Source organism: Streptomyces sp. T12, from assembly GCF_028736035.1.
Classification (GTDB): domain Bacteria; phylum Actinomycetota; class Actinomycetes; order Streptomycetales; family Streptomycetaceae; genus Streptomyces.
On sequence record NZ_CP117866.1, the window covers coordinates 9,144,816 to 9,170,364 of the forward strand.

General features: G+C 72.0%; 20 protein-coding genes and 1 tRNA gene. 13 read left to right on the forward strand and 8 right to left on the reverse strand.

The features are described from left to right. Positions 1-1,683, reverse strand: a complete 1,683-nt coding sequence (locus PBV52_RS41055; RefSeq protein WP_274245929.1) for a thiamine pyrophosphate-binding protein — start codon at positions 1,681-1,683, stop codon at positions 1-3. A 144-nt stretch (positions 1,684-1,827) separates the two neighbouring features. Between PBV52_RS41055 and sucC the strand changes: the two genes are divergently transcribed. The 5 genes from sucC to PBV52_RS41080 all read left to right on the forward strand — a co-directional run bounded on the left by sucC (position 1,828) and on the right by PBV52_RS41080 (position 6,919). Next, complete coding sequence (gene sucC / locus PBV52_RS41060) at positions 1,828-2,961, forward strand: ADP-forming succinate--CoA ligase subunit beta (protein ID WP_274245931.1); 1,134 nt, start codon at positions 1,828-1,830, stop codon at positions 2,959-2,961. Between the two features lie 14 nt (positions 2,962-2,975). Further along, entirely contained in the window at positions 2,976-3,893 is a 918-nt protein-coding gene (gene sucD / locus PBV52_RS41065; protein ID WP_274245933.1) for a succinate--CoA ligase subunit alpha, read from the forward strand. Between the two features lie 165 nt (positions 3,894-4,058). Then, on the forward strand, positions 4,059-5,600 hold the full coding sequence (locus tag PBV52_RS41070; protein WP_274245935.1) for an aldehyde dehydrogenase family protein: 1,542 nt from the start codon (positions 4,059-4,061) through the stop codon (positions 5,598-5,600). A gap of 310 nt (positions 5,601-5,910) precedes the next feature. Next, positions 5,911-5,995: transfer RNA gene (locus PBV52_RS41075), tRNA-Leu, on the forward strand. Positions 5,996-6,313: 318 nt separating this feature from the next. After that, positions 6,314-6,919: a response regulator transcription factor gene (locus tag PBV52_RS41080; protein WP_274249881.1), complete on the forward strand. Its 606-nt coding sequence runs from the start codon at positions 6,314-6,316 to the stop codon at positions 6,917-6,919. Between the two features lie 75 nt (positions 6,920-6,994). Here PBV52_RS41080 and PBV52_RS41085 read toward each other — a convergent pair whose 3' ends face one another. The 5 genes from PBV52_RS41085 to PBV52_RS41105 form a co-directional block, all read right to left on the reverse strand. Beyond that, positions 6,995-8,929, reverse strand: a complete 1,935-nt coding sequence (locus PBV52_RS41085; protein ID WP_274245937.1) for an ATP-binding cassette domain-containing protein — start codon at positions 8,927-8,929, stop codon at positions 6,995-6,997. Continuing rightward, positions 8,926-10,698 (reverse strand): ABC transporter ATP-binding protein, encoded by a 1,773-nt coding sequence (locus PBV52_RS41090; protein WP_274245938.1) that lies wholly within the window; start codon positions 10,696-10,698, stop codon positions 8,926-8,928. The genes PBV52_RS41085 and PBV52_RS41090 overlap by 4 nt, the downstream gene beginning before the upstream one ends. A gap of 96 nt (positions 10,699-10,794) precedes the next feature. After that, the gene (locus PBV52_RS41095; protein ID WP_274245940.1) at positions 10,795-10,911 is read right to left on the reverse strand and encodes a class III lanthipeptide; all 117 of its coding nucleotides are present in this window, start codon (positions 10,909-10,911) and stop codon (positions 10,795-10,797) included. Between the two features lie 6 nt (positions 10,912-10,917). Further along, positions 10,918-13,533, reverse strand: coding sequence for a class III lanthionine synthetase LanKC (lanKC, locus tag PBV52_RS41100; RefSeq protein WP_274245942.1), 2,616 nt, complete (start codon positions 13,531-13,533; stop codon positions 10,918-10,920). Positions 13,534-13,786: 253 nt separating this feature from the next. Next, entirely contained in the window at positions 13,787-14,308 is a 522-nt protein-coding gene (locus PBV52_RS41105; protein ID WP_274245944.1) for a MarR family winged helix-turn-helix transcriptional regulator, read from the reverse strand. Between the two features lie 195 nt (positions 14,309-14,503). On the opposite strand from PBV52_RS41105, the gene PBV52_RS41110 reads away from it, so the two are divergent. The 3 genes from PBV52_RS41110 (at position 14,504) to fusA (ending at position 18,336) form a co-directional block, all read left to right on the forward strand. Next, entirely contained in the window at positions 14,504-15,718 is a 1,215-nt protein-coding gene (locus PBV52_RS41110) for a cytochrome P450 (RefSeq protein WP_274245946.1), read from the forward strand. Between the two features lie 7 nt (positions 15,719-15,725). Then, on the forward strand, positions 15,726-15,926 hold the full coding sequence (locus PBV52_RS41115; protein ID WP_274245948.1) for a ferredoxin: 201 nt from the start codon (positions 15,726-15,728) through the stop codon (positions 15,924-15,926). A 361-nt stretch (positions 15,927-16,287) separates the two neighbouring features. Then, positions 16,288-18,336: an elongation factor G gene (gene fusA / locus PBV52_RS41120; RefSeq protein WP_274245950.1), complete on the forward strand. Its 2,049-nt coding sequence runs from the start codon at positions 16,288-16,290 to the stop codon at positions 18,334-18,336. 76 nt (positions 18,337-18,412) lie between these two features. Here the strand turns inward: fusA and PBV52_RS41125 are convergent, their stop codons facing one another. Both PBV52_RS41125 and PBV52_RS41130 read right to left on the reverse strand, forming a co-directional pair. Further along, positions 18,413-18,805 (reverse strand): SCO5389 family protein, encoded by a 393-nt coding sequence (locus PBV52_RS41125; protein WP_274245952.1) that lies wholly within the window; start codon positions 18,803-18,805, stop codon positions 18,413-18,415. A 55-nt stretch (positions 18,806-18,860) separates the two neighbouring features. Continuing rightward, positions 18,861-19,826 carry an ATP-binding protein gene (locus PBV52_RS41130; protein WP_274245954.1) on the reverse strand — a complete coding sequence of 322 codons (966 nt, stop codon included), beginning with the start codon at positions 19,824-19,826 and terminating at the stop codon, positions 18,861-18,863. Positions 19,827-20,008: 182 nt separating this feature from the next. On the opposite strand from PBV52_RS41130, the gene PBV52_RS41135 reads away from it, so the two are divergent. The 5 genes from PBV52_RS41135 to PBV52_RS41155 are packed head-to-tail and all read left to right on the forward strand — an operon-like array spanning position 20,009 to position 25,525. Continuing rightward, a complete protein-coding gene (locus PBV52_RS41135) occupies positions 20,009-20,545 on the forward strand; it encodes a GNAT family N-acetyltransferase (RefSeq protein WP_274245956.1) in 537 nt (178 codons plus the stop codon). 3 nt (positions 20,546-20,548) lie between these two features. Then, positions 20,549-22,054 carry an ABC transporter substrate-binding protein gene (locus PBV52_RS41140; RefSeq protein ID WP_274245958.1) on the forward strand — a complete coding sequence of 502 codons (1,506 nt, stop codon included), beginning with the start codon at positions 20,549-20,551 and terminating at the stop codon, positions 22,052-22,054. Between the two features lie 3 nt (positions 22,055-22,057). Beyond that, on the forward strand, positions 22,058-23,854 hold the full coding sequence (locus PBV52_RS41145; protein ID WP_274245960.1) for an ABC transporter permease subunit: 1,797 nt from the start codon (positions 22,058-22,060) through the stop codon (positions 23,852-23,854). After that, the gene (locus tag PBV52_RS41150; protein WP_274245961.1) at positions 23,851-25,077 is read left to right on the forward strand and encodes an MFS transporter; all 1,227 of its coding nucleotides are present in this window, start codon (positions 23,851-23,853) and stop codon (positions 25,075-25,077) included. Before PBV52_RS41145 ends, PBV52_RS41150 begins: the two co-directional genes overlap by 4 nt. 10 nt (positions 25,078-25,087) lie before the next feature. After that, entirely contained in the window at positions 25,088-25,525 is a 438-nt protein-coding gene (locus PBV52_RS41155; RefSeq protein ID WP_274245963.1) for a GNAT family N-acetyltransferase, read from the forward strand. The last annotated feature ends 24 nt before the right edge of the window (positions 25,526-25,549 follow it).

Below are 25,549 nucleotides of genomic sequence, written 5' to 3' on the forward strand. Positions count from 1 at the left end.
TCACTTGTACATGGTCTGGTTCATGGTTCCGGGGGCGTACGCGTCGGGGTCGACCCAGACGTTGATCAGCGACGGCTTCCCGGACTCGCGGGCGCGCCGCAGCGCGGGGCCGATGTCGGCGGGGTCACGGACCTCCTCGCCGTAACCGCCCAGCATCTGCGCGAACTTGTCGTAGTGGACGTCGCCGAGTGTGTTGCCGACCCGCTCGCGCTCCAGGCCGTACTTCTGGGCCTGGCCGTAGCGGATCTGGTTCATGGAGGAGTTGTTGCCGACGATGCCGACGAAGGGGAGGTTGTAGCGGACGAGAGTCTCGAAGTCCCAGCCGGTGAGGGAGAAGGCCCCGTCGCCGAAGAGCGCGACGACCTCCTTGTCGGGCCGCGCCTGCTTGGCCGCGAGCACGAACGGCACCCCGACGCCGAGCGTGCCCAGCGGGCCCGGGTCCATCCAGTGGCCCGGCGACTTGGGCTGCACGACCTGTCCGGAGAAGGTGACGATGTCGCCGCCGTCGCCGATGTAGATCGAGTCCTCGGTGAGGAAGTCGTTGATCTCGTTGACCAGCCGGTACGGGTGGATCGGTGAGGCGTTTGACTTCAGGCTCGGCAGCCGCTTCTCCAGAGCGGTCTGTTCGGCTGCGCGCAGCTCGTCGAGCCACTCCTTGCGCTTGGACGCGCCCCCGTTGACGCGTCCGGAGGCGGCCTCGGACACCGACTTCAGCACCAGCCCGGCGTCGCCCACGATCCCGAGGTCGATGTCGCGGTTCTTGCCGACCGTGCGGTAGTCGAGGTCGATCTGTACGACCGTCGCGTCCGGTGACAGCCGCTTGCCGTAGCCCATGCGGAAGTCGAAGGGCGTGCCGACGATGACGATGACGTCGGCGTTGGAGAAGGCGTACCGGCGCGACAGCTGGAAGTGGTGCGGGTCGCCCGGCGGGAGCGTGCCGCGGCCGGCGCCGTTCATGTAGGCGGGGATGTTGAGGGTGCGCACGAGTTCGATGGCCGCCTCGGTACCGCGTGTCGTCCACACCTGGCTGCCGAGCAGGATGGCCGGCTTCTCGGCGTGCACCAGGAGGTCGGCGAGCTTCTCGACGGCCTCGGGGTCACCGGCCGAGCGGGTGGAGGCACGGTAGGCGCCCTCCTTGGGCACGCGCGCCTTGCTCACCGGCACCTTGGCGTCGAGGACGTCGCGCGGGATCTCCAGGAAGGAGGGCCCGGGCGCGCCGTGGTAGCACTCGCGGAACGCCATCGACACCATGTCCGCCGCGCGTGCCGTGTCCGGCACGGCCGCCGCGAACTTGGTGATCGGCGTCATCATGTCGACGTGCGGCAGGTCCTGGAGGGACCCCATCTTGTGCTGGGTGAGGGCGCCCTGGCCGCCGATGAGCAGCATCGGGGACTCGGCGCGGAAGGCGTTGGCGACGCCGGTGACGGCGTCGGTGGTGCCGGGGCCCGCGGTGACGACCGCGCAACCGGGCTTGCCGGTGATACGGGCGTAACCGTCGGCGGCATGGGCGGCGACCTGCTCGTGGCGGACGTCGACGACCTCGATGCCCTCGTCGACGCAGCCGTCGTAGATGTCGATGATGTGGCCGCCGCACAAGGTGTAGATGCGGTCGACCCCCTCGGCCTTCAGCGCCTTGGCAACGAGATGACCACCGGAAATGACGTCCTGGGTGTCGTCGGGCATGGCGAAGTCCTGTCCCTTCGTAGGGGGTTGGAAGGCTCTCGCGGTACATTGCATACAGTCGACGAATACTGTATGAACCTTGTTATCCCGCATCCGGTGGGTGGTGTCCAGGGGGCGTGCGGCACTTTTGAGTCAGGAGCCGGAATGGACCTGTACGAACACCAGGCAAGGGAACTCTTCGAGGAACACGGCATCTTGGTGCCGAGGGCAGAGGTGACGGACTCACCCAAGAAAGCCCGCGAGATTGCACGTCGGCTCGGCGGCCAGGTCGTGGTGAAAGCGCAGGTGAAGACCGGTGGCCGCGGCAAGGCGGGCGGGGTGAAGATCGCCGCGGACCCCGCAGCTGCCGAGCTCACGGCACGTCAGATCCTCGGCATGGACATCAAGGGCCACACGGTCGGCAAGGTGATGCTGGCCCAACCCGTGGACATCGAGACCGAGTTCTATGTGTCCTACGTACTCGACCGCGCGGCCGGCCGCTTCCTCGCGATCGCCTCGGCCGAAGGCGGCATGGAGATCGAGGAGGTCGCGGCCGGTCGGCCTGAGGCAGTGGCCCGTATCCCCATCGACCCGGCCGAGGGCGTCACCTCCGCGAAAGCGGGCGAGATCGCCGCAGCGGCCGGACTGCCGCCGCAGACCGTCGACGTGCTCGTGCGGCTGTGGGAGGTGCTGGTCCGCGAGGACGCCCTCCTCGTCGAGGTGAATCCGCTCGTCCGCACCAAGCAGGGACAGATCCTCGCCCTCGACGGCAAGGTCAGCCTCGACGACAACGCCCGCTTCCGGCAGGCCCGTTGGGGCGCCGACGGCGTGGAGCACGACGACGCACTGGAGGCGGCGGCCGCCGCCAAGGGCCTCAACTACGTCAAGCTCGACGGCGAGGTGGGCATCATCGGCAACGGCGCCGGCCTCGTCATGTCGACCCTCGACGTCGTCGCGGGCTGCGGCGCCCGCCCCGCCAACTTCCTCGACATCGGCGGCGGCGCATCGGCCCAGATCATGGCTGACGGACTGTCGGTCATCCTCTCCGACCCGGCCGTGAAGTCGGTCTTCGTCAACGTCTTCGGCGGGATCACCGCCTGCGACGCGGTCGCCGACGGCATCGTGCAGGCCCTGGACACCGTCCAGTTGACCAAGCCGCTCGTCGTACGCCTCGACGGCAACAACGCCTCCCGCGGCCGAGCCATCCTCGACGACCGCGCCCACCCCTTGGTCCAGCAGGCCACCACCATGGACGGCGCCGCGCTGCGGGCCGCCCAACTCGCCGCCGCCGCAGCCTGAGGAGACACGACGACATGGCCATCTACCTCACCAAGGAGAGCAAGGTCCTCGTCCAGGGCATGACCGGCGGCGAGGGCATGAAGCACACCCGGCGCATGCTCGCCGCCGGCACGAACATCGTCGGCGGCGTCAACCCGCGCAAGGCCGGACGCACCGTCGACTTCGACGTCCCCCAGTGCCTCAAGGGCCTGGGAGGTACCCCCATCGCCGTCCCCGTCTTCGGCTCGGTCGCCGACGGCATGCGCGCGACCGGCGCCGACGTGACCGTCGTCTTCGTGCCGCCCGCCTTCGCCAAGGCGGCCGTCGTCGAGGCCGCCGACGCCGGCATCGGACTCGCCGTCGTGATCACCGAGGGCATCCCGGTCCACGACTCCGTCGCCTTCACCTCCTATGCGAAGGCGCGCGGCACCCGCGTCATCGGCCCCAACTGCCCCGGCCTGATCACCCCCGGCCAGTCCAACGCGGGCATCATCCCGCCCGACATCACCAAGCCCGGCCGCATCGGCCTGGTCTCCAAGTCCGGCACGCTCACCTACCAACTCATGTACGAACTCCGCGACATCGGCTTCTCGACCTGCGTCGGCATCGGCGGCGACCCGGTCGTCGGCACGACCCACATCGACTGCCTGGCCGACTTCCAGGACGACCCCGACACCGAACTCATCGTCCTCATCGGGGAGATCGGCGGCGACGCCGAGGAACGCGCGGCCGCGTACATCCGCGACCACGTCACCAAGCCCGTCGTCGGCTACATCGCCGGATTCACCGCGCCCGAGGGCAAGACGATGGGACACGCGGGCGCGATCGTGTCCGGCTCGTCCGGTACGGCGGCGGCGAAGAAGAAGGCGCTGGAGGCCGTAGGGGTGCGGGTCGGAGACACGCCCACCGAGACCGCCCGCCTGGTGCTGGACCACCTGGAAATCGAGGCGTGATGTCACTCATAGTTGACACGAGGTTACTTTCAGGAGTTCCCGGGCGTCGCTAGCGTCCGCCGTAGCCATGTACGACCGCCCGCCCGTCTCCCTCCACCGCCCTTCCAAGGACGGGCCCCGCGGGCCCCTATTTCTCTCGACTGTGCACCGAGAGCGGAGAACCCGATGGCAACCACCCTCACCCTCAAATCAGGCACCTCCTGGGCCGACGCCTGGCAGCGCTGCCTCACGGTCGCCCCGGAAGCCTTCCGGGACGACCGCGTCCTCAACCTCTGGAACTCCACCTGGCAGGCGGACGGCCGTGCGCTGCCCGCCACCAGCCCCGTCGACGGCAGCCCGATCGCCGGCCCGCCGCGCCTGGACCGGGCCACCGCCCACCAGGCCGTACGCGCCTCACTCGACCAGCACCGCGCCTGGCGGCACATCCAGCTTGACGAGCGCCGCGCCCGCGTCGCGGCCACGCTCGACGCCCTGACCCAGCACCGGGATCTGCTCGCGCTGCTCCTCGTCTGGGAGATCGGCAAGCCCTGGCGGCTGGCCCAGGCGGACGTCGACCGAGCCATCGACGGCGTGCGCTGGTACGTCGACGGCATCGAGCCGATGGTCGCAGGCCGGGCCCCGCTGGACGGGCCGGTATCCAACATCGCGAGCTGGAACTACCCGATGAGCGTGCTCGTTCACGCAGTGTTGGTACAAGCACTGGCAGGCAACGCGGTCATCGCCAAGACCCCGACCGACGGCGGTGTCGCCTGTCTGACCCTGGCCTGTGCGCTCGCCGCCCGCGAGGGAATTCCCGTCACCCTCGTCAGCGGCAGCGGAGGCGAGCTGTCGGAGGCGCTGGTGCGGGCGCCCGAGATCGGCTGCGTCTCCTTCGTCGGCGGCCGCGACACCGGTGCCGCGGTGGCCACGGCCGTCGCCGACCTCGGCAAACGACACATACTCGAACAGGAAGGACTGAACACCTGGGGCATCTGGAACCACACGGACTGGGACGCGCTCACGGCGGTCATCCCGAAACTCTTCGACTACGGCAAACAACGCTGCACGGCGTACCCGCGCTTCGTCGTCCAGCGTGAGCTGTTCGACGAGTTCCTGGCGGCGTACCTCCCGGCGGTGCACACGCTGAGGGTCGGCCACCCCTTGGCGGTCGAGAAACGGGACGACACGTACCCGCAGCTGGACTTCGGGCCGGTGATCAACGCGGCCAAGGCGAAGGAACTCCAGGACCAGGTCGCCGAGGCGATCGACCGCGGCGCCGTCCCGCTGCACCGGGGCCGGCTGTCGGACGCCCGATTCCTGCCCGGCCAGGACACCTCGGCGTACGTCCAGCCGGTCACCCTGCTGAATCCGCCGCCGTCCTCCCCGCTCCATCACGCGGAGCCGTTCGGCCCGGTCGACACGATCGTCCTGGTCGACACGGAGGCGGAGCTGCTGGCGGCGATGAACGCGTCCAACGGCGCGCTCGTCGCCACGTTGTCCACGGACGACCGGGAGACATACGACCGCCTGGCCCCGCAGATCCGCGCGTTCAAGGTCGGCCACGGCAAACCGCGCTCCCGCGGCGACCGCGACGAGCTGTTCGGCGGCTTCGGCGCGTCCTGGAGCGGGGCGTTCGTCGGCGGTGAGCTGCTGGTGCGCGCGGTGACACAGGGGCCGACGGGCGAGCGGCTGGCCGGGAACTTCCCGGACTACCACCTCATGCCGTGACGGGACCCTTCACGCCGTGACGTGATCGTTCGCGCCGTGACGGGATCTGTCATGTCGTGACGATCGCTCGCGCCGTGACGGGATCCGGTGGCGCCCGCTTCGCAGGGGCGCTGCCGGCCGATCTCGTCCGTGCGTGATCATGGGATCACGCGAGGTGAGGCCCCTCGAACAGCGTCTCCTCCCGGCTCGCGTCGCGTGCCGCCGAGCTGCCGTCCGACGGACGGATATGCACGTGAAAGGCACTCCGAAACCTTGGTATTGTTGTCCATGTCGCCGCGGGGAAGACCCCCGGCAAGGCGGCAGACACCTAGTCCGGGTGGCGGAATGGCAGACGCGCTAGCTTGAGGTGCTAGTGCCCTTTATCGGGCGTGGGGGTTCAAGTCCCCCCTCGGACACAGATAGCAGATCATCTGCAGCTCATGCGGGTCGAGGGTTACCTCGGTCCGCATGAGCTGTTTTTGTGGGGTGCGTCCAATGCCGCCGCCCCTTCAAATCAGCGGGCGGCCGGTTCGTGGGGCGGCGTTCTGGGAGATGGCCCGCGTCCGGGCACTCGTTCAGCGGTTGACGCATGCGCCGGACGTCGCCCCGGTCGCGGGTGGTCGGGGCGGCTCCCGGCAAATGGGTGGAGAGGTGGAGATACTTCGTATGGCGTCGTCGGAGTGTCCGGGGCGCGCTGCGTCATGGAGGCCGCGTTCGGCCGGGTAGGAGCGATGTTGATCCGTGTTCTTCTCGTCGAGGAGGCAGACCTGGTGCGCGGGGCACTCGCCGCCCTGCTCACACGTGAGAAGGACATCGAGGTGGTCCCGGCGTCGCCGGAGCACAGCCAGACGGTCGTTCAGGCGCTGTCGCACCGGCCGGACGTGGTGGTCATCGACGTCGACGGTGACGACGACCGTGCCCTCGGTACCTCCCTGGAGCTGTCGACTCGGCTGCCGGAGTGCCGGACCCTGCTGGTGGTCGGGTCGGCGACCTCGGAATATCTGCGGCGGGCGCTGGCGCGTCGCGTCGCGGGGATCATCGGCAGGAACAGCCCCTGCGACACCCTGCCCCAGGGGGTCCGTAAGGTGGCGGCGGGTGAACGGTTCATCGATCCGGGGCTGGCGCTGCTGGCGCTCTCCTCGGCGGAGAACCCGCTGACCGAGAGGGAACTCGAGGTGCTGCGGCTGGCGGCGGACGGCACGCCCACGCGTGAGATCGCCGACCGGCTTTCGCTGTCCGTGGGAACGGTCCGCAATCATCTGAACGCGGCCTCCAGGAAGTCCGGGGCACGTAACCGCATCGACGCGATCCGGATCGCTCGGGAGTCGGGCTGGCTGTAGTCGGGCCGGCTGTAGTCGGGCCGGCCGTGGTCCGTCGCGGCTCCTCACCTGGGGCCCTGCCTTGCACGTCAGTCATCAGCGTCGGACGTCGGTCGCCATCTGGTCCCAGTGGCCGATCAGGTCGCGGTACAGGGCACAGTCGACCAGCAGTTGGTCGTGGGTGCCTAGGCGGCAGCGCGGGCCGTCCATGACGAGGACGAGGTCGGCGCGCAGGGCGGAGCTGATGCGGTGGGCGCAGACGATCAGGGTGGAGGGGCGGCAGGCGAAGGCCCGTTCGGCGACCGCCTCGGCGGCCGGGTCGAGGTGGCAGGTGGCCTCGTCGAGCAGGACCAGCGGGGCGGGCGGCAGCAGGGCGCGGACGAGGGCGATCAGTTGGCGCTCGCCGGCGGACAGCAGGGCCGGGTTCACCTGCGCGTCGTAGCCGCCGAGGCGTTCGACGAGCGCGGTGGCGCCGATTGCGTGGACCGCCGCGTCCAGGTCGGGCGGGGTGGCCGCCGGGAGCAGGTAGGCGAGGTTCTCGCGCACGGTGCCGGCGACGACGTACGCCTCCTGTGGGATCAGCACGCGGGACCGGGCGAGTCGGCCGACGTCCAGGGAGCGGACCGGGAGACCGCCCAGGTGTATCTGGCCGACCTGTGGTTCGAGTACGCCGGCGATGAGCGCGGCGAGCGTGGACTTGCCCGCGCCACTGGGGCCGACGACCGCCAGGTGGGTGCCCGACGCGAGGGACAGGTCGAGATCCCGGACGACCGGTTCGGCGGAGGGGGCGTACCCGAAGGTGACACCGTGCAGCTGGACACGGCCGTCCCGGGGGCGTGCGCCGGCCGGTGTCTCCGCCGTTGCTGGGGGCGGTTGGGTGGCGGCGCGGGGCTTTCCGGGGGTGGGGGCGGGGGCGAGTGAGGCGGGAGTGAGTGGGGTGCTGCCTGCTCTGCTGTCGGCGGCTCGGGGTGGCGTCGCACCCCGGGTATCGGTCACCGCCGGTGCCCCGGTCTCCGGTGCGGCCCCGGTCACCGGCGCTGCACCCGCTCTACCCGCCGTCCCTGGCGCCTCCGCCGCCCCCGCACCAGCCGCCTCCAAGATCCGGCCGAGTGTGACCAGTAGCCACAGCCCGCTGCCACCGAGTCCCTGGACGAAGCCGCGCAGAGCCGGTTGCAGGTTCTGCGAGACGTAGGTCAGGGCGCCGAGGATCGCGCCGGCCGTCACCCCGCCCCGCACCAGCCAGGGCGCACCGGCCAGGATCAGCACGATCGGCAGCCAGCCGCCGAGCCCCAGCGCGGCGGTACGCAACGCGGTGAGCCGGCCCAGGGCGCGGGCAGCGCGCGCCGCCTCGTCGATACGGGCGCCGGCTCGACGGCGTACGGTCGCCTCCGCGCCGCATGCCGTCACGTCCCGCAGTCCGCCGGCCACCGTGCTCACCTGCTCGGCGATGGCCTCGTCGGCGAGGACGACCGCCCGCTGCCGGGCCGCCATCGCCCGCAGGGCCAGCAGGAAGAGTGCGAGCCCGGCCGCTAGGGGCGGCATGACGAACAGCAGCAGGGCGGGATCCAGCGCGGCGAGCCCGAGCAGCACGCTCACCGTCGTGACCGCGAAGCTCTGCACGAACATCACGACCGCTCCGTACGACTCACGGGCGATCTCCACCTGTTCGGTCAGCCGTGCCACGCCCGCCGTGTCGGCGCTCTGTCCGATGCGGGCGGAGCGGTGCAGTGTGCCGGTGGTGACGAGCGTGACCAGGTCGTCGCGGAACGGCTCGACGACCCCGGCCAGTTGGAGGGTGGACTGCCGGGTGCCCCAGGCGCCGACGAGGACCGCGCAGGCCAGCAGGCCGAGCCAGCCGAGTCCCACGTCGGTGCGTTCGGCGAGGAAGCCGTCGTCGACGGCGCGGGCGACCAGCCAGCCGGACAGCAGCGCGGGGACGGCCTCGACCAGCGACCAGCCGGTGAGCCGTACGAACTCCCGGCGCCGAGTGCGCAGCGTGGAGCGCAGCAGGGCCCCGGGACCCGGGCTCACCACACGCCTCCGTCGCGTTCCGCTTCCGGTGCCGAATCGGGATGTACGTCCCCGTCGCCGCCCGGCTCCGGCCGGAACACCGCCCGATACCCCTCCTCCATCCACAGGTCCCGATGCGTCCCCAGCCCGCGCACCCGGCCCGCGTCGAGCCAGACCACGATCTCCGCGCCGGCCGCCGTGGAGGCGCGGTGGGTCACCACGAGTCGGGCCCGGCGGGCGAGCGGCCCGGTGCCGGTCAGGGCCTGGCTGATGTGGTGCTCGGTGACGGTGTCGAGGCTGGCCGTCACGTCGTCCAGCACCAGGAGGCGGCCGTACGGCGCGGACTGGACGAACGCGCGTGCCAGGCCGATGCGCTGGTACTCGCCGCCGGACAGCGGCGCACCGGTGAGCGGGGTGCCGTATCCCTCGGGCATGGTCCGGATGAAGGTGTCGGCGCGTGCTGCGGTGGCCCCGGCGCGGACCTCCCCACCCCCGGGCGTGCGTGGTCCGAATCCGATCGCGTCGGCGAAGGTCTCGCCCAGCAGTACCGGGCGTTCGAAGCCGTAGGCGACGGCGCGCCGCAACTCCGCGCGGTCCACGTCGCGCAGCGGCACTCCGTCGAGCCGTATCTCGCCTCCGTCCGGGTCGGCCAGCCGTCCGGCCAGCGCGGCCAGCAGGGACTTGCCGGATCCGGAACGCCCTACGACGGCGGTCAGCGCGCCGTTCGGCAGGTCCAGGTCGATGCCGTCCAGCGCCGGGTCGCCCTCGGCGGTGCGTACCGTGACCCCACGGAACTCCAGCCGCCCGCCGCCCCCGCAGGGCAGGCGCGTGCTGCCGTACGTGATCGTGGGTTCGTCCAGCACCTCGGCGATGCGCCCCGCGGTGGCGCGTGCGAAGGCCAGCCGGTTCACCGAGGTCACCAGCGAACTCACGCCGGTGGCCAGGACCACGTACCCGCTCGCGGCGAGCATCTGACCCGGTGTGATGCGGCCCTGGGCGAGCCCCAGACCGGCCACGGCCAGCACGGCGACCTCCAGCAGAGGGACGATCGCCGCGTCCCGTGCGGAGACCCGGGCGTAAGCGCTCCACATACCCAGGCCGTGCCGGTGCAGTTCGGGCAGTGGCTCCAGTACCCGCTCGCACTCTCGGGTCATGGTCCCAGCGGCCGTGATGGTGCGGATTCCGGTGAGGGCGTCGACGAGTCGGGAGGCGATGCGACCTTGCGTGGCGAAGTAGCGGTCGTTGAGGTCGGAGACGTCGCGGACGAAGGCGCGGACCATGAGCGCGACCAACGGCAGCCCGGCCACGAAGGTGAGGCACAGCCACGGGTCGATGAGGGCCAGGGCCACCACGGCCCCGACCGGAGGGACCAGTTCGGTCACCGCCCACACCATGCCCGACGGGGCACTGCCGGCCCGGGCGGTGTTGCCCACCAGACGGGCCACCAGGTCGCCGGGGGTGTGCCGGCGGGCCGCGGGGGCGCCCAGGTCGAGGACATGACCGAGCAGGGTGTGCCGCAGCCATGCCGTGCAGCGGGCGTTGGCCAAGGCTCCCGCGTAGTCGTCCGTGGCGTCGCACACCACCAGCAGGGCGACGGTGAGGGCGGACAGGGTCAGCCACAGTGCGGTGTCGCCGCGGCCGAGCACGGCGTCGACGGTGCGGCCCATGACAGCGGGCAGGAGCACGTAGACGCCTGCGAGCAGCAGGGAGACGGCGGCCTGGACCCCGCCCCACGCACCGCCTCGCCGGACCGTCGCCAGCAGCAGACGGTCCGCCGCGCGTCGGTCCACGGGCTGCTCCCGTCGTCGTACGGTTCCGGCGAAAGTCGTACGGGTCCGGCAATAGGGCGCGGGGACACTCGAAGCGTCCCCGCGCATCGGTCTGGACTAGCAGAGCAGCAGGCTGAGGCCACTGTGCCCACAGCCCTTGCTCGCGCGGCTGCCCGGCGGACGGTGACCGGCCTCGGACTCGATGGTCAGGCCCTGCAGTTCGAGGAGCGACATGTGTCTTCACCTCCTCTCTCGCACTCGCGTGGGGACGGGCGGGTCATGAGCGGGCCGCAGGCCCGGGGTCAGGAACGGCAGTCCGGTGGGCCGGGAATGGAAGGCGGCGCCGAGGGCCAGCAGGACCCCCGCAGTGCCGGTGGCCAGGTCCATGGACAGCCGCAGCAACTGCTCGCCGGGGAAGGCGAGTCGGCCGTCGAGCAGGCAGGCGTGGCGCGCCAGGTGGCGTACATGGTCCGCGATCACGGGGTCGCGGTCGGCGGCAGTGCCCGGCGGGAGGGCGCGGCTGAGGTGGAGGATCATTCCGGCCACGCCGTCGAAGAGCCCCGGTTCGATGTAGAACGATGCGCTCGCGGCCCTGCGGATGGCGTGGGCGGCGGCCGAGAACCGCTCGTCCGCGCGGTGGGCCAGGTACTCGTCGAGGACCATGCCGATGCCCACGCTGCCGTCGGCGAGATAGGGCATGGTGCGCCAGCCCTCGTTCACCTCCATCGACCCGTCCCCGCGCTCCCGGCAGCGGCGCAGATCCTGGCGCAGCGCGGTGGCGGCCAGGTCGAGGAGCGCCGGGTCGCCGCTGTGCTCGTACAGACGCAGGAACAGCAGCGCGGGCCCGGACGAGCCGTACAACAGCCCCGCTCTCGGGTGGGTTCCACCGCTGGTCTCGGGCACGCCGTCGGCCGGGCCGAGACGGTCGGCCACGGCCTGCGCCACGCGCAGGGCGGCGTCACCACAGGCGGCGTCGCCGAGAGTGGTGGCGAAGTGCAGCAGGTTGAGCCCGATGCCGGACAGGCCGCCCTTGAGGTCCAGGGCGAGGGCCTCCCAGTGCTCGCCCAGGCACATGTCGAGGACCTTGACGGCCTCCTCGTGGCGCCCGAGGTGCTCAAGGACGAAGGCGACGCCGTGCAGGCCGTCGTAGAAGCCGAGATGGGTACCGGGTCCCGGGTGCAGTGCGTGCCGGATCAACCAGTCCTCGTGGTCGGGGTGCCGCCCGGCGCCGGTCACGTCCAGCGCGTACAGCACGCCCGCCGCGCCGTGGGCCACGCCCAGGCCGCCGCCCGGGTCGGCGAACTGCTCGATGTCGCCCGGGAAGAGCCGGTCGTCGCGCTCGGGTGTGGCGGCGGCCAGGACTGCGTCGGCCATCGAGGTGCGGGCGCGCAGCCAGCCGGAGTGGTCGGGCTCGAGACGGGGCTCGTCGTCCGCCCCGGAGGCCATCCCGCCGTCGCCGGTGAGCGTGCGGACGGCCTCGTCGAGGAACTGCCGGGGAACAGGGAACAGCCGGGCGGCTTCCCTGGCGAGCTGCCCGGCCTTGCCGCCGTCCAGCTCGATGAGGCCCGTCAGCGGCAGGAAGAGGAAGATCCTGAGACAGGCCAGCGCATACCGGTCGATGTCGAAGCCGGTGGCCCCCCTGGGGGCGGTGAAACCCGGAGCCGCGAGGACCTGACGCCCCGCCTGCGTCACGTCCGACGCGCCCTCGAAGTCGATCAGCACCACCCTGCCGTCGGGGCGGACCAGGACGTTGAACGTGTGCACGTCGCCGATCACGATGCCCCGCTCATGCACGGCGGCGACCGCCTCCTCCACCTGCCGGTGCATGTCGAGGGCCCAGGACGCGTAGTCGGCGTAGACCGCCGCGTCGGCGTCCAGGTCGGTCGGCGGATAGCGCTCGACGAACACCTCGTGCAGGGCCCTTCCCTCGATGAACTTCTCGACGAGGAACTGGTGACCGCCCAGCTCGAAGTGATCGCGGAGCTCCGGTACGCAGGGCAGGCCGCGCAGCCGTTCCAGGGCCGTCCGCTCGCGCTCCAGCCGGGTGACGGCGTCCGCGCCGTCGGCGGTGAGCCCCGCGTGGGGCCGGGCCTCCTTCAGGACGACACGTTCCTCGGTGCGGGTGTCGACCGCGGCGTACAGTCCGCCGCCGTTGGAGAAGTGCAGCGCCTTCTCGATCCGGTACGGCAGGTCGGCGACGGTGGTCCGGTGGCGCTCGGCGAGGTGGGGTTCGAGGAACGCGGGCAGCGGCACCCATTCCGGCACCTGGAAGGTGGGGCCGCGCACATCGGGGACCAGACGTCCGGAAGGATCCTCCACCGCCTGCTCCACCGCACCGTCGGCCGAGACGCAGTACCGGTCGGCGAAGGCGCCGTACCTGACGTACAGCGGACCGGCGCCCCAGCGCAGATCGCTGAGAATGTACGGCCCCTGCAGCCCGTCGAGGGCGGTGCCGAGCTCGGTGAGTACCCGCTCGCACTCGGCCTCGTCCGCCGGGTACATGGTCACGAACTTCCCGCTGGACCCGCGATGCGCGTACTTGGCGTTGGCGAGGAACAGGGTGTCCAGGCCGGGCAGGAACTTGAAGGCGATACGACGCTGGACGCAGTATTCCCACACCGCGTCCAGGATCGCCTGCGCGTTGTCAGGACACGCCGAGACGTGGATCTTCCAGCCCTGTGGCGGGAGGGCCGTGTCGACGGGACGGCAGACCACCCAGTCGCCGAGTTCCTCGCGCAACCACGAGGCAGGGGGAAGGCGCAGGGTCTGGTGGAAGCGGCGGCGCGTCCGGCCATGGGACGGCGTGTCGTAGAAGTGCGGATGAGTAAGGCAGTAGACCTCGTACCGCTTGTCCACGATGAGCCTCCCGCGAGGGACGGGCGAACGGTCGGGGTCGGGCCCCTGACCTGCGCCTCTCACCTCCCACGATGACAGAGCAGGGGACCACGGGGCATCGTTCGTCTGTCACCGGAAGACCATGGGATTCACACCGCCCGCCTGTACGAATCGCATGGCCTGCACGCGCCGCGCCTGCCCCGCCCGGACACGGCATCGACCCGCAGCTCACCGGCCCTCGGCACGAGGCACTCTGACGGAGCCTGACTCCTCGTCAGTCGTGGTCGGCCGTCGCCGCGCTCACTGCGGACGAGTCCGCGTGTTCCGCGTCGTCCGCGCTCCTCGGCCAAGGGCGGCCGGTGATGCGCTCGATGTCGGTGTTGAACTGGCGTAGGTCGGTGATGAACCGGTCCAGGCGCTCGGGTGTCCAGTCGGCCACGACCGTGGACAGGCCGGTGACGATTCCCTGGCGCTGCTGCGTCAGGAGCCTGAGGCCGCCCTCGGTGATGCGGAACTTGCGGGCCACTCCGCCGTCCGGGTCGAGCGTCCGCTCCACCAGACCGTTGCGCAGGAGGGCCGAGGTCTGCCGGGTGAACGTCGACGCCGCCAGCCCGAACGCCTCGACGAAGTCCGGGATGGACATCGGTCCCTGGGCCTCGAGCCTGGTGAGCAGCACGTAGGCGCTCTGGTCCAGCGGGTCCCCGCCGCGTGGGCCCCGGGGTGCCCTCATCTCCTTGTGGCGGGTGAGGATCAGCAGCTCTCGCTCGATGCGTTCCGCGGCCTCTCGGGCGTCCACGCCGATCTCCTTCCCGGCCGCACGGCCAAGTCCCCGGAACCCTGAGGGCCCACCCTACGGTGAGATTGCGCCATACACGGAAAGTGCATCATGCACTCTTGATGCATGATGCACAACGTGCGTAACGTGCCGTGCTGTGAACGCTTTCGCGTCGCTCACCCACCTCCCCCCCCCACGCACCCAAGGTGATGCCAGATGCGCGAGAACGACCTTCTGCGGCTGCCGCTGCCCAGCGACAACCCCTTGGAGCCGCCGGCCGAATGGGAGGAGCTGCGCCGGCGGTGTCCGGTGACCACGGTTGAACTCCCCAGCGGGGACAAGGCGATGTACCTGACCCGCTACGACGACGTCAAAGCCCTTCTGTCCGACCCCCGTTTCGCCCGCCCGACCGCCGAGGACGGCGCCGCCCGCATCGCCCCCGAAGGAGCAGGAGGTCCTGCCGCCGACGGCAGCACCACCCTGGCCCTGCCCGACCGCGGCGAACCGCACCTGCGGTGGCGGCGCCAGGTGGGCAAGTACTTCACCGCCAAGCGCATGACGGCGCTGCGCCCCGGCATGGTGCGAACGGCCGAAGGCCTCGTCGACGACATGGTCGGCCGCGGACAGCCCGCCGACCTCAAGGCCGCCCTCGGCTTCCCCCTGCCCGTCTACGTCATCTGCGACATCCTGGGCGTCCCCGCCGGCGACCGGGACCGTTTCTCGCACTGGTCCGACGCCTTCCTCAACGTCAGCCGCTACACGGGCGACCAGACCGGGGCCGCGTACGCCGAGTTCGCCGAGTACATGTCCGCGCACATCGCGGCGACGCGCGCCGAGCCCGGCGAGGACCTGATCAGCATGGTGATCAGGGAGAGCGAGGGGGAGGGCCAGGGCCTGACCGACGACGAACTGCTCGGCACGGCCATGGGGCTCCTGGTCGCCGGACACGAGACCACCGCCAACATGATCGGCAAGATGGTCGCCATGCTGCTCGCCGACCGCACCCGGTGGGAGCGGCTGCTCGCCGACCCCACCCTGGTGCGCACCGCGGTCGACGAGGCCCTGCGCTTCGATGCCAACCTCGGCTTCGGCATCCGGCGTTATCTCACCGAGGACGTGGAGGTCGACGGCGAGCTGCTGCCCAGCGGCACGACCGTCGTGTGCAGCATGCCCGCCGCCAACCGGGACGAGCGGGTGTTCAGCGACGCGCACGACATGGTGCTGTCCCGGTCTCCGAACCCCCATCTGACGTTCGGGGCCGGGCCGCACTCGTGCCTCGGGCAGAGCCTGGCGCGCACCGAGCTCCAGGTCACCCTCGAGGTCCTTCTGCGCAAGCTGCCGACCCTTCAACTGGCCGTGAGCGTCGATGAGTTGCGGCGCGTGGAGGGCCTTCTCGTCGGCGGACTGCGCACCGTGCCCGTGCGGTGGTGACGGCTGAATGAAGGTCAACGTGGACCAGGGCCGCTGTTGCGGCGCCGGCCAGTGTGTGCTGATCGCGCCAGAGGTCTTCGACCAACGAGACGACGACGGCATCGTCACCCTGCTCGACTCGAACCCCGCCGGGGAACTGCACGCCGCCGTCCGCGAGGCGGCCGCGGTCTGCCCCGCGTCCGCCATCACGATCGACGACGACCAGTAAAAATCAGCTGCTTCGACCTCGCCCGGTTCCCTACACTCACCACGAAATCACGCGCCGCCCACCACTCGGCGGCGCGTCGTCGTGACGAGTCGAGGGGAGCCGGGCCGTGCGTGACCGCACCGCTGTCGTCGTCTCCCTCTCCCGGTACGTGGTGATCCTCGTGTCCTCGTCCGCCCGGTGCCCGCTGCGCGGCCGGCACCGGATGCCCGTGACGAACACCTGAGAGCGCCCGAGCACGTCAACGCCCCTGTCATTTCCCGATTCTGACGGGGCGGCAGGTCATGCTCGCTTGCGCGTACGTATCGTCCGGGAATCGCGCTGACCCCTTTCCGTTTCCGGATCATCCGAAAGGCCAAGGGCCGTGCGCACCAACCTCAACACCCTCACCGCCGTCCGCAACCTCGGCATTCTCGCCCACGTCGACGCGGGGAAGACCACCGTCACCGAGCGGATCCTGTACGCCACCGGGACCACCCACAAACGCGGCGAGGTCCACGACGGCACCACCGTCACCGATTTCGACCCGCAGGAGCGCGATCGCGGGATCACCATCTTCGCGGCGGCGGTCAGCTGCACCTGGGACGGTCACCGCATCAACCTCATCGACACCCCGGGGCACGTCGACTTCGCCGACGAGGTGGAGCGCTCCCTGCGCGTCCTGGACGGCGCGGTCGCGGTCTTCGACGCCGTCGCGGGGGTCGAGCCGCAGAGCGAGTCGGTGTGGCGGCAGGCCGATCGGCACGGTGTGCCGAGGATCGCGTTCGTCAACAAGCTGGACCGTGCCGGGGCCGACCTCGACACGGCGGTCGCTTCGATCCGGGAACGGCTGCATCCGGCGCCGCTGGTCGTGCAGTTGCCCATCGGCGCGGAGGACGGCTTCCGCGGTGTCGTGGACCTCGTACGGATGCGGGCGCTGGTGTGGGCCGACGGCGCCGAGACGTTCGTGGAAGAGCGGGTTCCGGAGGATCTCCAGGCGGAGGCGAACCGGCGTCGGCGGCTTCTGGAGGAGGCGGTGGCCGAACTGCACGCCGGCGCGCTGGACGAGTTCTGCGCGCGGTCGACGCTCTCGCCGGAGACCCTCGTCACCGCCCTGCGCTCCCTGACGACCAGCGGCGAGGGCGTGGTCGTGCTGTGCGGCTCGGCCTACCGCAACCGCGGGATCGAGCCGTTGCTCGACGCGGCCGTGGCGTATCTTCCCTCGCCGCTCGACGTACCGGCCGTACGCGGCCTGCGCGACGGGGTGGAGGAGGACAGGCCCGCCGACCCGTCGGCACCGTTCGCGGCGCTGGCGTTCAAGGTGAGTGCCACGTCGACAGGGCGGCTCACCTACCTGCGCGTGTACTCGGGAACGATCGAGAAGGGAGATACCGTGTTCGACGCGGGCGCGCGGCGCGGTGAGCGGATCGGGCGGATCCTGCGGGTCCAGGCCGACCGCCACGCCCAGGTGGACCGGGCGGTCGCCGGGGACATCGTGGCCGTGGTGGGCCTGAAGTCGGCTCGCCCGGGCTCCACCCTCTGCGCACCGGACGCCCTGCTCGTCCTCGAACCGCCGAGCGTGGCCGAGCCGGTGGTGTCCGTGGCGGTCGAGGCCCGCACGTCCACGGACACCGACCGGCTGGCCTCCGCGCTGGCACGGCTGGCCGAGGAGGACCCGTCCCTGGTCGTGCGGACCGACGCCGAGACAGGCCAGACGGTCCTGTCCGGCATGGGTGAACTGCATCTGGAGGTGGCGGTGGAGAAGATCCGACGGGAGGTCGGGCTGGAGGTCAACGTCGGCCGCCCCCGGGTCTCCTACCGTGAGACGGTCGGCCGCGGGGCGTCCGGCTTCGTCTTCCGACACGTCAAACAGGACGGCGGGGCGGGGCAGTTCGCGCACGTCATCCTCGACGTGGAACCGCTGGAAACGGAGTCCGGCTTCGAGTTCCGCTCGACCGTCGTCGGCGGTCGCGTGCCGCAGGAGTACGTCCGTGCCGTGGAGGCCGGCTGCCGGGACGCCCTCGCCGAAGGCCCGCTCGGCGGCCACCCGGTGACCGGGCTGCGGGTCACCCTCACCGACGGCTCGACCCACGTGAAGGACTCGTCCGACACGGCCTTCCGCACGGCCGGCCGACTCGGTCTCCGGGATGCCCTGCGCACCTGCGCGATGGTCCTCCTGGAGCCGGTCGTCGAGGTCACGGTCACCGTGCCCGAGGACGCGGTCGGCGGGGTCCTCGGCGACCTGGCGGCACGACGCGGCCGCGTGACGGGCTCGGCCACGCGCGCGGGCGCGGCGGTCGTGACGGCGACGGTGCCGCTGGCCGAGCTGTTCGGCTATGCGACGCGGCTGCGCAGCCGGACGCAGGGGCGGGGGACGTTCACGGCCCGGCCCACTGGTTACGCGCCGGCGCCGGTTGCGACGATGTCGCGGTAGCACGGCAGGCGGCCCCTCCCTCACCTGGGCGGGGCCGCCCCGGCCGCCTGCGGTTCCACGGGGGCGCCTGAGGGGCTCAGCAGTCCCTGAACTCCGGCGACTGGTTCAGCACCTGCGACCGCACCGACGTGAACCGCGCGTAGGTCTCCCCGTCCCGGGACTCCGCCCGGAACGCCGCCACCCGGTGGCAGTTCTGGAAGGCGAGGGCCACGCCGAAGTGCCGCTCCAGGCTGCCGCGGATGGCGTCGCTGGCGAGGGCGCGCAGGAGCTGGCCGCGTTCCTTCTCCGACGGGGGAGGGGTCTGGTTGTCGGTGAACTCGGCCGTGCCCTCGCGCAGTTCGGCCGCGAGGGAGGCGATCAGGTCGTAGGCGTACGGCAGCGAGGTGCGGACCGTGTCCACGAAGTCCTCCTCGCGGAGGTCACCGTGTTCGGCTTCGGCGAGGAGCTTCGGGGAGACGTCGAGAGACATGGAGGGGTTCCTGTTCGGGGTGGGGGTGAGGTGCGGTGCTGGGGGATCGTCGTCGTCAGACCAGGGCTGCCGGGCCGGGCATGAACTCCGGGTCCACTTGGGCGGCCAGGTCATGGCCCGTCCTGTCGTCCGCCCACGCCCGCGCGTTGCGCAGGTGGAAGTCGACGGCGTGGCGGTGGGTCGTGGGCCAGTCCTTGGGGTGGGCGTCGACCGCCTCGCGCAGGATGTTCAGGGCGTGGACGTTGTGGGACTCCAACTCGCCCTGTTCCCGGCCCTGTTCGGCCGCGCGGACCCAGGAGGAGTGCACCAGGTGGGTGAGGAGGTCGTCGCCGACCTCTTCCTTGAGGAAGAGGAGGTCGTCCTCGCAGGTCACCTTGTTGCCGATGACTGCGATACGGATCCCGAACTCCCGGGCGTGGTCCCGGTACTGGCGGTAGACCGAGACGCCCTTGCGGGTCGGTTCCGCGACCAGGAAGGTCATGTCGAAGCGGGTGAACAGGCCCGACGCGAAGGCGTCCGCGCCCGCCGTCATGTCGACCACGACGTACTCACCGGGGCCGTCGACCAGGTGGCCCAGGTAGAGCTCGACCGCGCCGAGCTTGGAGTGGTAGCAGGCCACGCCGAGGTCGGTCTCGTCGAACTCGCCCGTCACCATCACCGGCACGCCCCCGACGCCCCCGCCGCCCCCCACGCGCCGGACGTGCCGCGCGTGCAGTTCGTCGTCGCCGAGCAGGGTCAACAGGCGTGAGCCGCTGCCGGGCGGGGTGGTCTTGATCATGGCGTCGGCGGACGGGATGCGCGGGTTCGTGCCGCGCAGGAACTCCTTGATGTCCCTCAGGTGGGCGCCGAGGGGCGGGGCGTCCAGGGCGTCGCCGTCGTGGCCCAGCGCCTCGGCGAGGTGCTGGTTGATGTCGCCGTCGATGGCCAGGACGGGCGCGCCGGCGCGGGCGAGGTGGCGGGAGAAGAGCGCCGACAGGGTGGTCTTGCCGCTGCCGCCCTTGCCGACGAATGCGATACGCATCAGCAGCAGCCCGCTTTCGCGGTCAGGGCGGCCTTCAGGGTAGCCTTGTTGAAAATGGATGTCATGTGGCTAGGTTGTCGGCGGCTCGCGATCACTGTCAAATCGCCTGAGCTGTAAGGGTGTTGGGTGCGGGGTGGGGGTGGCCGTGATCAGCACTCGTGCTTAATGCATATGATGTGCAAGTGCGCGACTACAGCATCAGGGCGGCGAGCCCGGACGACCTCGACGGTGCGCGAGCCCTGATGCTCGACACCGTCTACCGCGACTTCGGCACCGGCTATGTGCCCCGCTGGCACGCGGACATCATCGACCCGGCCGCCGCCTATCTCGCCCCGCCCCGCCACACCCTCCTCGTCGCGTTCGACCCGCGCGACAACGGTGTCGTGGGCACGGCCGCCCTCGACGCCCGCGGCCCGGCCCACCCGCCGAACCCTCGCCACCTCGCCGAGCGCTACCCCTCCGGCGAGACCGCGCAGCTGCGCCGGGTCTACGTCCGTCCCGAGCACCGCAGGCGCGGCCTCGCCCGGCGGCTCGTCGACGAGTTGCTCGCCTTCGCGGTCGCGGACGGCGGCTACCGCGCCGTCTATCTGCACACCGACCCGAAGGTGCCCGGCGCCGAGGGCTTCTGGCGCTCGCTCGGCAAGGTCGTGCACGACGAACGTGAGGAACCGGGCGGCGGCCACGGCATCGTCCACTTCGAGATACCGATGGAGCGATAGAACGTGCGACAGAACGCGCGGCGCCCACTCCGCCCGCTCATCGCCCTGCTGCTGGCCCCCGTCCTCGCCGGCTGCTTCGCCGCCGGCGGCGGAACCGACGCCGCGGGCGACGCCCATGACGGCTCCCGCCTCCGCGTCGCCCTCGCCTTCCCGCCCGCCGAGAACCTCTCGCCGTACGGCGCCGACTCCACCATCCTCAGCCGCCTCGGCGTCACCGAGGGCCTGACCGCGCTGGACGCCAACGGCGCCGCGGCTCCCGCCCTCGCCGCCTCCTGGCAGCGGGAGAACGACCGCACCTGGCTCTTCACCCTGCGCGAGGCCACCTTCCAGGACGGTTCCGCCGTCACCCCGGCCGCGGTCGCCACCGCCCTCACCCACGCCGCGTCGGCCAAGCCCGTCCCGGCCGCCCTCTCCGGCGTCGCCCTGACGGCGAAGGCCGAGGGCGGCACCGGCCTACGGATCACCACCGAGGACCCCGACCCCATCCTGCCGCTGCGGCTGTCCAGCCCTGCCCTCGCCGTCTTCTCCGGCAAGGCGTACGGCACGCAGGACAAGGTCGACCCGGTCGGCACCGCCACCGGACCCTTCGAGCTCACCAAGGTCATGGGCACCGCCGCCGCCACCCTCGACCGCTACGACGACTACTGGGGCGGCCGCGCCCAGGCCACCGGCATCGACGTCAGGTTCGTCGCCGACGGCACCGCCCGCGCGAGCGCCCTGCGCACCGACCAGGTCGACCTCGCCGAGGCGGTCCCCGTCGCCCAGGCCGCCACCCTCGACAAGGGCACCCGCGAGGCGACCGCCACGACCCGCACGACGAGCCTGCTCCTCAACACCGAGAAGGGCGCCTTCAAGGACGCCGGGCTCCGGGCCGCCGCCCGGCAGGCCGTCGACACTTCCGCGTTCGCCAAGGGTGTCTACGAGGGGTACGCCGATGCCGGCGCCGGTGTCTACGGACCCGCCGTCACCTGGGCCGCCGGCAAGCGCACCGAGCCGGTCGGGCGGGCCGAGCCCGAAAAGCCCGAGGGGACCCGTATCACGCTCGCCACCTACGACAACCGGCCCGAACTCCCGGAAGTCGCCCAGGTGCTGAAGCAGCAGCTGGAGAAGGCCGGGTTCGACGTCACGCTGGAGGTGCGCGAGTACTCGCGGCTGGAGAGCGACGCGCTGGACGGCAGGTTCGACGCGTTCGTCCTCGCCCGCAACACCCTCGTCGACACCGGCGACCCCGTCTCCGTCCTGGCCAGTGACTACACGTGCGACGGCGGCTACAACATCGCCCAGCTCTGCGACAAGGACGTCGACCGGGCCGTGGCGAAGGCCGAGGACACCGCCGGCACCGCCGAGCGGCAGGACGCGGCGATGGCCGCCGAGGCCCGCATCCTCGGTACGGACGCCGTCGTACCGCTGGTGCACCAGCGCATCATCACCGGCGTCGCGACCTCCGTCCGCGGCGCGCTCCTCGACCCGTACGAGCGCACCCTCGTCGGCATCGGCACCCGGCGCTGACCCGTGCGGCGCCAGGCAGTCACGCTCCTTTGGCGTGCGGGGATCGCGGCCGCCCTGGTGTGCGCCATCGGCGTACTGCCCTGGCTCTCGCGGACGGACCCGGCGCTGACCGTGCTCAAGGCCCGGTCTGCGGACCGCGACCCCACCCCTGAGGTGCTGGCGGGCATCCGCGCCCAGCTCGGCCTGGACGACGGCCCGTCGCACCTGCTCGGACAGTGGCTGGGCGGGCTGTGGCGCGGGGACGCCGGCCGGTCGTGGATCTCCGGCAGCGAGGTCACGCCCGCCGTGCTCCAGGCCCTGGGCGTGTCCCTGCTGCTGATGGCGGTGGCCCTCGCGGTCACCGTCGTCACCGCCGCGCTGATCTGCGCCCGCACCCTGTGGCTCGGCGCCCGCCGGCGGCTCGACGGGCGGCGCTCGGGAGGCAGCGGCTCCGCCGTCCTCGCCGCGCTGCCCGAGTTCCTCACCGCGTCCGTGCTCGCCACGGTCGTCGGCGTGCAGCTCGGCTGGCTGCCCGCGCTCGGCTGGTACGGCCCCCGGTGGACCGTGCTGCCCGCCCTCGCCCTGGGCCTGCCCGCCGGAGCCGTGCTCGGCCGGCTCCTCGACGACCTGCTGCCCGGCGCCTTCGCCGAGCCCTGGGCCCTGGCGGCGACGGCGCGCGGACTGCCCGGCCGCGCGGTCGCCCGCCAGGCCCTGCGCCGCTGTCTGCCCGGACTGCTGCCCAACACCGGCCTGTTCGTCGTGGGACTGACCGGCGGATCGGTCACCGTCGAACAGATCTTCGATATCCCCGGCCTGGGCCGCACCACCCTCCAGGCCGCCCTCGCCCAGGACCTGCCCGTCCTCCAGGCCGGCACGCTCGCCCTCGTCCTGCTCGCCGCGGTCGCCGCCGCACTGGCCCACCTCCTCGCCCGCCTGCTGATCGGACCGGCCCTGCGCGACGGCGCACTGCCGTCCCTGCACCGGCCGTCGCCGCCCGCCCACAGGATCCTGCCGTTCGTCTACGCCGTCCTGCTCGTCGGCGTCGTCGCCCTCGGCCTGCCCCGCGACCCGCTGGCCCTCGACACCGCCGAGCGACTCGCGTCCCCTTCTCCGGCGCACCCGTTCGGCACCGACGCGCTCGGCAGGGACGTCCTCGCCCGCGTCGCCCACGGCGCCCTCGACACCCTGCTGCTCGCTCTCGCGATCACCGCCGCCACCCTGCTCACCGGGGTGGCGCTCGGCCTGCTGCCCCGGCTGGCCGGCCCCCTCGTCGACACCGTCACCGCGCTGCCGCCGGTCCTCGTCGCCCTGCTCGTCACCGCGGTCGTCGGCAGCGGCACCGCGACACCGGCGCTCGCCGTGGCCGCCGTCGCCTGGGCGCCGCTCGCCGCCCACACCTCCGCGCTGCTCCGGCAGGAACGCGCCGCCCTCCACCTCACCGCCACCCGCGCCCTGGGCGCCGGCCCCTGGTACCTGCTGCGTCACGAACTGCTGCCCGCCGTCGTGCCGCCCGTCACCCGCCACGCCCTGCTCCGCCTGCCCGGCATCGCCCTCGCGCTCGCCTCGCTGGCCTTCCTCGGCCTGGGCGCCCAGCCGCCCTCGCCGGAGTGGGGCCTGCTCCTCGCCGAGAACCAGCCCTACGCCGAGCGCGCCCCCTGGGCGGTCCTCGCCCCCGCCGCCGTACTCGCCCTGCTCGGCGCGCTGGCGGTGACGGCGGCCGGTGGCCTGCGGCGCGGGCGGCGCCGACGCCCTGGGGCCGAACCCGTCGTGCCCTTGCTCGAACAGCAGCCAGACACCAGGGAGTTGGTGGCCACCCGATGACCGCGCTGACACCAGGCCGCCTCCGCAAGGCACCGGACCGCGCCCAGCTTTCCCCCCTCCTCCGCCTTCTCATCCTCACCCAACTCGCCTTCAACATCGGCTTCTACGCCGTCCTGCCCTTCCTCGCCGAGCACCTGGGGCAGGCCGTCGGCATGGCGGGCTGGCTGGTCGGGTTCGTGCTGGGGCTGCGGACCTTCAGCCAGCAGGGGCTGTTCGTGGTGGGCGGGGCGCTGGCCGACCGGTACGGCATCCGGCCCGTCGTGCTCACGGGATGCGTGCTGCGGATCGCCGGGTTCGCGTGGCTCGGTTACGCGCAGGAGACGTGGGCGGTCATCGGTGCCGTGCTGCTGATCGGGTTCGCCGCCGCGCTGTTCTCGCCCGCCGTGGAGTCCGAGGTCGCCCGACAGGCCGTGGTGTGGGAGGAGTCGGGCGGCGGGTCCCGTACCCGCGTCCTCGCGCTGCTCACCGTGGCCGGGCAGGCGGGTGCGTTCGTCGGGCCGCTGCTGGGCGCGCTGCTGCTGTCGGTGGACTTCCGCACGGTCTGCCTCGCCGGTGCCGGAATCTTCGTACTCGTCCTCGCCGGGCACGCGTGGCTGCTGCCGCAGCACATACCCGGGCGAGGGGGCGTCCGGCTGCGCGGCGGTATGGGGAAGCTGCTGCGCAACCGCCGCTTTCTCGCCCTGTGCTGCGCGTACGGCGCCTACCTGCTCGCCTACAACCAGCTCTACCTCGCCCTCCCCGACGAGGTGGAGCGCGCCACGGGCTCCCAGGCGGCGCTGGCCTGGCTGTTCGCCCTGTCCTCGCTGCTGGTGGTGGTCGCGCAGCTGCCGGTCACCCGCTGGGTGGGGGAGCGGCTCACCCTGCGCCGGTCCATGGTGGCCGGACTGCTGCTGATCTCGGCGGGGTTCGCGGTCGTGGCCGCCGCCCGGCCCGCCGACTGGACGGGCACGGCCGGTCTGTTGCCCGCGGCCGGTTTCGTCGTCCTGCTCACCCTCGGCCAGATGCTGGTCGCGCCGGTCGCCTGCGCCTGGGTCCCCGACCTCGCCGAGGAGGGCCGACTCGGCCTCTACACCGGGGCGTTGTCCTCGGTCTCCGGCCTGATCGTCCTGGTCGGCAGCTCGGCGACGGGAACTCTCCTCGACCCCGGTCTGCCCGCTGCCGTGCCCTGGCTGGTGCTGGCGGCCGTACCGGTGGCGGCGATCGGGTTGCTGCCGCGCCGGTAGCGTCCACGGCATGGACGTTCAGGTGGAGATCGCCCGGGAGCCGAGCGCGGAACTCGTGGCCGCCTTCGGCCGGTTGCTGCCGCAGCTGTCACGGACCGCCGAGCCCCTCGACCTCGCGGCGGTCGACCGCATCGTGAGGTGCGACGCGAACACCCTGCCCGTCGCGCGGGCGGACGGCGAGATCGTCGGCACCCTGACCCTCGTAGTGCTTCCCGTGCCCTCGGGCCTGCGCGCCCGGATCGAGGACGTGGTCGTCGACGGTGCCGCGCGCGGTCACGCAGTCGCCGGGCTGCTGATGCGCGAGGCGGTACGGCCGGCGCGGGAGGCGGGGGCGCGGACCGTCGACCTCACTTCGCGGCCGGACCGGGCCCCCGCGAACAGGCTATACGAGCGGCTGGGGTTCGCGGCGCGGGAGTCGACGGTGTACCGGCTGCCCCGCCACGGCTGACCCCTTTGTCGAGCCCGTGCCGTC